This is a genomic window from Actinomyces sp. ZJ308, from assembly GCF_011752065.1.
In the GTDB taxonomy this organism is placed as follows: domain Bacteria; phylum Actinomycetota; class Actinomycetes; order Actinomycetales; family Actinomycetaceae; genus Actinomyces.
Genome location: NZ_JAAIJY010000054.1, coordinates 1 through 6793, shown reverse-complemented (window position 1 = coordinate 6793; position 6793 = coordinate 1). Strand labels below are relative to the sequence as shown.

Below are 6793 nucleotides of genomic sequence, written 5' to 3'. Positions count from 1 at the left end.
TCATGTGCGCCTTCACTCAGCCCTGGGATACCGCACACCTAACGAGGTCGAGCAAGAATTCCTGAGCCTAACCAAGGCAGCCTGAAACACCAAACAAGCAGTGTCCGAAAAACACCCAGCAGCCCAGTCTCCGGCATCGTCCTGGGGCAGGCCCTTACCGACAGCGCGCTCGCCGTCGAGACCGCCCAGAACTACTTCCCGGCGGGTTCCGGCAAGGGAGTCGTCAGCGTCTTCTCGATCAAGGACTCCGACGCTCAGCCATCATCGTTCTCCACCAACCAGTGGCTTATCGGCGCCTCAGGGAAGAGCCTTCTCCTCGCGCCGGACGTGCCGCCTATCGAGTGCACACAGAGATGCACGCCGTATACCGTGACGCGAAGCGGCATTGATGGGCACGCCGTCGACACCATGTCCGGAGTCACTGCCGTTCATCCCGGAGGATGGGTCAGCCAGTACAAGGACCCGAAAGAGGCCACCAATCTTCTCCAACAGATCAATGCCTCGCCGGATAACGATGGCACGCTTCAAGAATCAGTCCGGAACCTCCCGAAACAACTGGTCCACATCGACACCGGCCAGACCATGGACACCACCAGTATGACCGTTGACGAACGCCAGATTCCGAACGGCCCCGGAGTGGTTATCTACCAGCAGGTCCTCACCGAGAATGGCTGGACCAAGCCCACGCCCGCGTACTGGCTCAGCGCCGCCGACGACGGCCACCCCCACACCGAGAACCTGGAGCAGTTCCAGGATGACTGAGGTGCGGGCCAGGGCACTCTGACCGGAAGCGCGGGGAGAGACCGAAGCAGCACCAGGCCAACCAGCTGGAGCACTTTCACTTGCCCGTTCAATCTGGTGAACAGCATGCAAACGCCGGACATAGTCTCGGGCAGGTCACCACAATAGGATCATGCCCTCCGCACCCGACGCCTCCGACAACGACACCGAACAGCCCGGCCCCCAGTTCGGCACCGCCGCCTCCAGTGACGAGCCCCCCAGCTCGCCAGGCACCAGCGGCACCGGGGGCAGCACCGGCCGCAATGCCACCAGAACCAGCCAGGCCATAACCGCCGCCAGCGAGGAGGAGGACGGCGATCCCTTCCCGCCACGCGGCACCTTGACACTGCGCGCCCTGCGCTGGGGCGGGCTCATCGCCGCCTTCGTGTCATGGCTCGTCTCCATGGGGCTGAGCGTGGCCTACGGCATCAACGCCAATACATTTCAAACAGGAATATCACAACCGGCAGCGATACTATCCATAGTCCAGGTGCTGGCTTGGTGGGGCGCAGCAATCACCTACCGGTTACAGCGAACGGCAGCCATCGTCATTCTGATCATGGTCACCTCTATCGGCGTCGCCTGCACAACGATGACCATTCAACTCTGGCGGACGACATACGAGCAGTCGGGAATCTCATTCCCGATCTTACTGAGCTATGCCGCGGGAGAGCTCGGCGTCGCAATGCTCATGTGCATCAGCGTCATCTTACATCGCATTCGATCGTTGATTCCCACCAATTCAAGCCAGCGCAACAACCCGGCTCGATGGCGCAGTCTTTATCGGCGGACGGACCGCCGGATAGAAACAGGAAAACCAATCAGTCCCAGATACGTGCCTCTGAATCTACCCGCCAGAACCAAGACCCATCTCGCAGCCGTCTCACTCATTCCAGTCATCACGCTCTCCCTACTCGCGACTGGGACGCACTACTTCATCACCCCATTCAAGCACAGCACGATATCCGCCCCGAGCAGTCTTCCCCCACTTCCGACAACGATCGGCACCTCCGTCATCTGGACCAAGGAAATGACTGACGTCGACCAGGTAGTCGCCGGAGCCGCAGGCCCGATCGTCTTCAGCAATGGTGGAGTCATCGCACTCAACCCAGCCAACGGCGGCACACTGTGGGAGTACAAGTCAGACCTCAGTATCACCACGGCCTTCACAAGCCCAGACCGCCATTACCTTGCCCTACGAGCAGCAGTTCCAGAAATCCTTGAGCGCAGTTCGGACGAATACTATACGGCATCAACCAAAACTGAGGACGACACAGAGGCGACACTGGTTTTCAACACCTTGACAGGAGAGCTGGTCCTCAACCACATCAGCGGAGGTGGCACGCTTCAGCTCACCGACACCGCCGCTCTTGACCACGACACCATCTTCTCCCTGAAGAATGGAGAGACACTGCAGACACTCGAATCCCCCATCGCGACAACCTACTCGGGCCCTGCGGGCCACAAGACATTTATCGTCGACACCTACTCCGAGAACTACGATGACAAGCCAGACAAGCACACGTGGGACGGACGCGCAAGTATAGCCGTTGCACCCGAGACCAATCCTTCTGCGAGCACGCAGATCAAGGATCTGCTCATCGATCCGATCGTCGAGGATGAACTGAGGGCAGACCTGGACGAACGTTACATCGGAGCAAACCCAGTGATTGTTGGCGGATGGGTCGCACAGTTCTCCGGACAGAACGACGAGAATGGCCACCCGCTGGCACATGCAATCAACATTGACGATATCGCACGAGGCGACCAGACCAACGTTAAAACCGTTCCACTGGGGTCCGCATCGGGCGTGAACAGGTTGGCCTCAGCCGCCTCCAACACTCTGTCGACCTACCCTTATTACGGCACCGGCCAGCACCTGATCCAAATTGCTAACGGATGGCAGGCATCGCGCGTCGCGACAGTATTCGATCCCGCAACCAGAACCGCAACGCCATCGAGTCAGTACCCCGGACTAGCAGCCGCGCGAGCGGGAATCGAGTCTACGGCCGACGAAGACGCTGTCATGGCATGTATAGCTGTAAAGCCAGAAGATGGCTCACCATCCCTGACGATCCCTATTACAGCAGGAACCACTCTCAGAAAACCCGGAAGTTTAGTGACAGGGGCGGACCAGCTCATGACACAAAAAGATGACGCCGAGCAGGCTACAAGTTTCACGAGGTCTCCTGGAGTCACGGTGATCACCCTTGACACCGGCAAACAGGACACCACACCTAATACACAGTCCACCCCTCCACACATTTTTAGACTCTACGGAGTCTCCTAGGAGATGTTATGACAGTCGCACGTCTCACATACTCGAGCGCCTTTGTGGAACGAGAACTGCGTCGAGACGCAAGGACACTCTCGGTCGTGACGCTGGCGATCATCTCGATACTGACACTAAGCACCTGCCATTTCTACGGCGGTCCGCAGCAGGGCGCCGGCCTCACCGTGACCACTCTCAACCTCTCGGAGGCCGACCAGATAGATTCTGAGCAGAATCACCCAAACCTCACTGATTGGAAGGACGCCATTGCGGTCAACGACTACTACATCACGGGAGCCGAGCAGCAGAGAAGCGATGCGAAGGCGGGCGAACCTCCAGCTGTTCTGCTATTCGGGAGAAGATCGTCAGACAAGGGCCTGCAATGGGCGATAAGAATCACGACAAAGAACTTCAAACAGGTCAGCACTTCCGAAACAGACTCCACCGGTTCCTCCTCATCACGAGGTTCCTCCTATATGCAGACCTCCTCACTCACCAACCCGGTTACAGTAAGCCCGGACGGCAGCATCGCGGTACTCCAACTGGAGGATCAACGCGCTTCGATAACGTATTTCGTCATCATCAACACATCGACGGGGTCGGTCCTCAGAACCGCTCACTTCACTCGACCTGTCATTGGAAGCGAATTAACGGACACTCACCTCGCGGTCGAGACATCAGATAGATATTTCCCTGGAGGATCTGGTCGGGGAAGGCTTGAGATTCTCTCCGCGACTGCCCCTGAAGAGCCCGCAGTAACATACCCGACTGAGCAGTGGCTCACCGGAGCCGACCATCACTCGTTCTACCTGGCCCCCAACCCCATGAGCAGCGGATGCGAATCGAGTCACTGCACCCCCATGACCTTGACCCGTATCGATGGGAGAGGCAACACTGTCGACACCATCACGGGTGCCACTGGAACTCATTCCGGTGGATGGATTACTCGATACACCGACCCGCAGAAGGCGGCGTCACTGCTGGCTCGATACAACAACGCCACCACCAAAGAAGAGCGGGACGCTGCATATTCAGAATGGGGCAGCGTACGAGTCGAGCTATTCAATACCAACTCGGGGACGGCGACAGATATCACCAACCTCGACGTACGATCGATTCGCACCCCCACAGGACCTGGGCTGCTCGTCAGACAGAGCATTCCGTCGGAGAGCAACACCACCAAGTACGCCCCGCTGTTCTGGCTCAGCGCCAACGACGACGGCCACCCCCACACCGAGAACCTGGAGCAGTTCCAGGAAGACTCGTGATCTGGTAGTCGTTTCCCCACTCGGCCCGCTCCTGGCGGGCGTGCTGCGGTCACTGCGCACCGGTCCGAGCCGTCTCGAGGCAACGACGCACGCCACCATGGCTCACTGTGGACTCATCGCGGACTCACCGTGTCGCGGCACTCCCGATCCCACGCACCGCGGGCCGACGGAGGCTCGTGCTGCGGGCCGCCGTCCGGCAGGCCTCCACGAGGACGTCGATGGCCAGCGGCCGGGGGCTCTCCGCACGGGTGACCACCTCGACCCGCCGGTGCTCCTGGGCCAACGGCCGCACCTGAACCCCCTCGTGCCGGTAGGCGCTCAGCGCCATGCCGGGCAGCAGCGCCGCCCCCACCCCTGCGGCCACGAGCGCCTGCACGGCCACGTAGTCGTCGGAGGCGTAGGCGGTCTCGGGCGTGAAGTCGTTGGCCAGGCCCACGGTGATGAGCTCCTCGCGGCAGCGCGCGCAGCCGGTGACCCACCGGCACTGAGCGCCGTCGGCGATGCGCGTGATGCCGCCGGGGTGGCTGACCAGGTAGAGGACGTCGTCGAGCAGGTGCGCCGACTGAAGGCCCTCGCCGGCGTCGTCGTCGGTGTAGGAGAAGGACAGGGCGGCGTCCACCCGTCCGCGCCGCAGCGCATCGAGGGCCTCCGGCGGCTCGGCGTCGACCAGCTCGACCTCCAGCCCCGGGTACTTCTGGCCGACGGCGTCGAGCACCCCGGGCACCAGCGAGGCCACTGCCGAGGGGAAGGCGGCCAGCCGCACCCGCCCCGCCTCCGCGTGCGCCATGGAGACCGCCTCCCGCTCGGCGCGATCCAGCAGGTCGAGGACCTCCTGCCCACGGGCGGCCAGCGCCCTGCCCTCCTCGGTGAGCCGCACCCCGCGCCCCGCCCGCGTCAGCAGGACCGCGCCGGTCGCGCGAGACAGGGCGGCGAGCTGGTGGGAGACGGTGGACTGGCTGAAGCCCAGGGACTCGGCTGCCGCCGAGACGGTGCCGAGCCTGGAGAGCTCCACGAGGGCGCGCAGCTGCTGAACGTCGATCACGGCCCCAAGTATGTCTCATATCGATGGGTATTCGTCAAAACATTCATTGGACCGATAGTCCAGGGTTCATCATCATGGAGCCATGACCGCAACCGACACCCTGACCCCCGCCCCTTCCCTCAGCCCCCAAGGCGGCCTCGACTTCGACGCCGTCCTGCGCACCTACGAGGCCGTCTCGCGCGTCCTGCCCGAGACCCCCGCCTGGTCCTACCCGCTGCTCAACACCGAGGCCGGGGTCGACGTCGTGGTCAAGCACGAGAACGTCCAGCCCACCGGCGCCTTCAAGGTCCGCGGAGGGGTGGCGCTCATGGCGGCGCTCAGCCCCCAGGAGCGGCGCCGCGGCGTGGTGACCGCCTCCACCGGCAACCACGCCCAGTCCCTGGCCTGGGCCGGCGCGCGCAGCGACGTGCCCGTCACCGTCGTCGTGCCGGCCGGCGCCCCGGCCCGCAAGGTCGCCGCGGTGCGCGCCCTCGGGGCCCGCGTCGTCGTCGAGGGCGACACGATGTGCGACTCGCTCGCCCACGCCGAGACCCTGTCCGTGGCCGAGGGAATGCGCATGGTCTCCCCCGGCGACGAGCCGGCGATCGTCCTCGGGCACGCCACCGTCTACCTCGAGCTCTTCCGCCGCCACCGCGACCTGCGGACCGTCTACGCCCCGGTCGGATCGGGCTCCGGGGCCGCCGGCGCCTGCCTCGTGCGCGACGTCCTGGCGCCCGGGTGCTGGGTCATCGGCGTCCAGTCCAGCGCCGCACCGGCCGCGCACCGCGCCTGGAAGTCCGGGAGGCCCACCACCGTCCACAGCCGCACGCGCGTGGCGGGCCTGGCCGTCGGGGCGAGCTTCACCCTCACTCAGTCGGTGCTGGGCCGCGGCCTCAACGACTTCATCCTGGTCGACGACGAGGACATCCAGCGCGCCGTCGGCCTCATGTCCACCCACGCCCACACCCTGGCCGAGGGCGCCGGCGCCGCGAGCCTGGCCGGGCTCATGGCCGACCCCGCCCGCCGCGGCCCCTGCGCCGTCGTGTGCACCGGCGGCAACGCCGACGACGACGAGCTCGCCGCCCTTGCCGGCTCCGCCACTGACATGGCCCTCACCTGCTGAGGCGAGCCACAACCTAACGGGCGGTTTGGGGAACACTCCCCGTTGAGCCGCGGCCGCCGTCCGGGCGACACTCAAGTGAGGGCCGGGAAGCGCAGTCGGGGGCGCATACCCGGCCCTCTCCCCTTGGCTCCGGCGGCCGCCCACCGGGCGCCACCGGACCCGGAAGGCTCTCGCGGACGCACCGGTGTCCTTGCGGGGTCCCACCTGAGTTGCACAGGTTGGGGTGGTTTGTGTTTCAGAGTGGGGTTTTTCGTTGGGATTCTGGGGGTGGGGTGGTCGTTTCGGGGCACTAAGACGGCGGTAGAATCTGCTGGGTGAGTCCGTACCTG

Annotated in this window: 5 protein-coding genes; 4 read left to right on the top strand and 1 reads right to left on the bottom strand. The window is 63.8% G+C overall.

Features of this window, described 5'->3' with window-relative positions; genetic code table 11:
- The first annotated feature begins 369 nt into the window (after nt 1-369).
- The 3 genes from HCR68_RS14025 (at nt 370) to HCR68_RS13590 (ending at nt 4320) form a co-directional block, all read left to right on the top strand.
- Nucleotides 370-762 (top strand): hypothetical protein, encoded by a 393-nt coding sequence (locus HCR68_RS14025; RefSeq protein WP_208320621.1) that lies wholly within the window; start codon nt 370-372, stop codon nt 760-762.
- 151 nt (nt 763-913) lie between these two features.
- Nucleotides 914-3070 (top strand): hypothetical protein, encoded by a 2157-nt coding sequence (locus tag HCR68_RS13595; protein WP_167150356.1) that lies wholly within the window; start codon nt 914-916, stop codon nt 3068-3070.
- Between the two features lie 86 nt (nt 3071-3156).
- Nucleotides 3157-4320: a hypothetical protein gene (locus tag HCR68_RS13590; protein ID WP_167150354.1), complete on the top strand. Its 1164-nt coding sequence runs from the start codon at nt 3157-3159 to the stop codon at nt 4318-4320.
- Nucleotides 4321-4444: 124 nt separating this feature from the next.
- Here the strand turns inward: HCR68_RS13590 and HCR68_RS13585 are convergent, their stop codons facing one another.
- Complete coding sequence (locus HCR68_RS13585) at nt 4445-5362, bottom strand: LysR family transcriptional regulator (RefSeq protein ID WP_167150352.1); 918 nt, start codon at nt 5360-5362, stop codon at nt 4445-4447.
- Between the two features lie 82 nt (nt 5363-5444).
- Here HCR68_RS13585 and HCR68_RS13580 point away from each other — a divergent pair, with 82 nt between their 5' ends.
- The gene (locus HCR68_RS13580; protein ID WP_167150350.1) at nt 5445-6464 is read left to right on the top strand and encodes a pyridoxal-phosphate dependent enzyme; all 1020 of its coding nucleotides are present in this window, start codon (nt 5445-5447) and stop codon (nt 6462-6464) included.
- Nucleotides 6465-6793 lie beyond the last annotated feature (329 nt).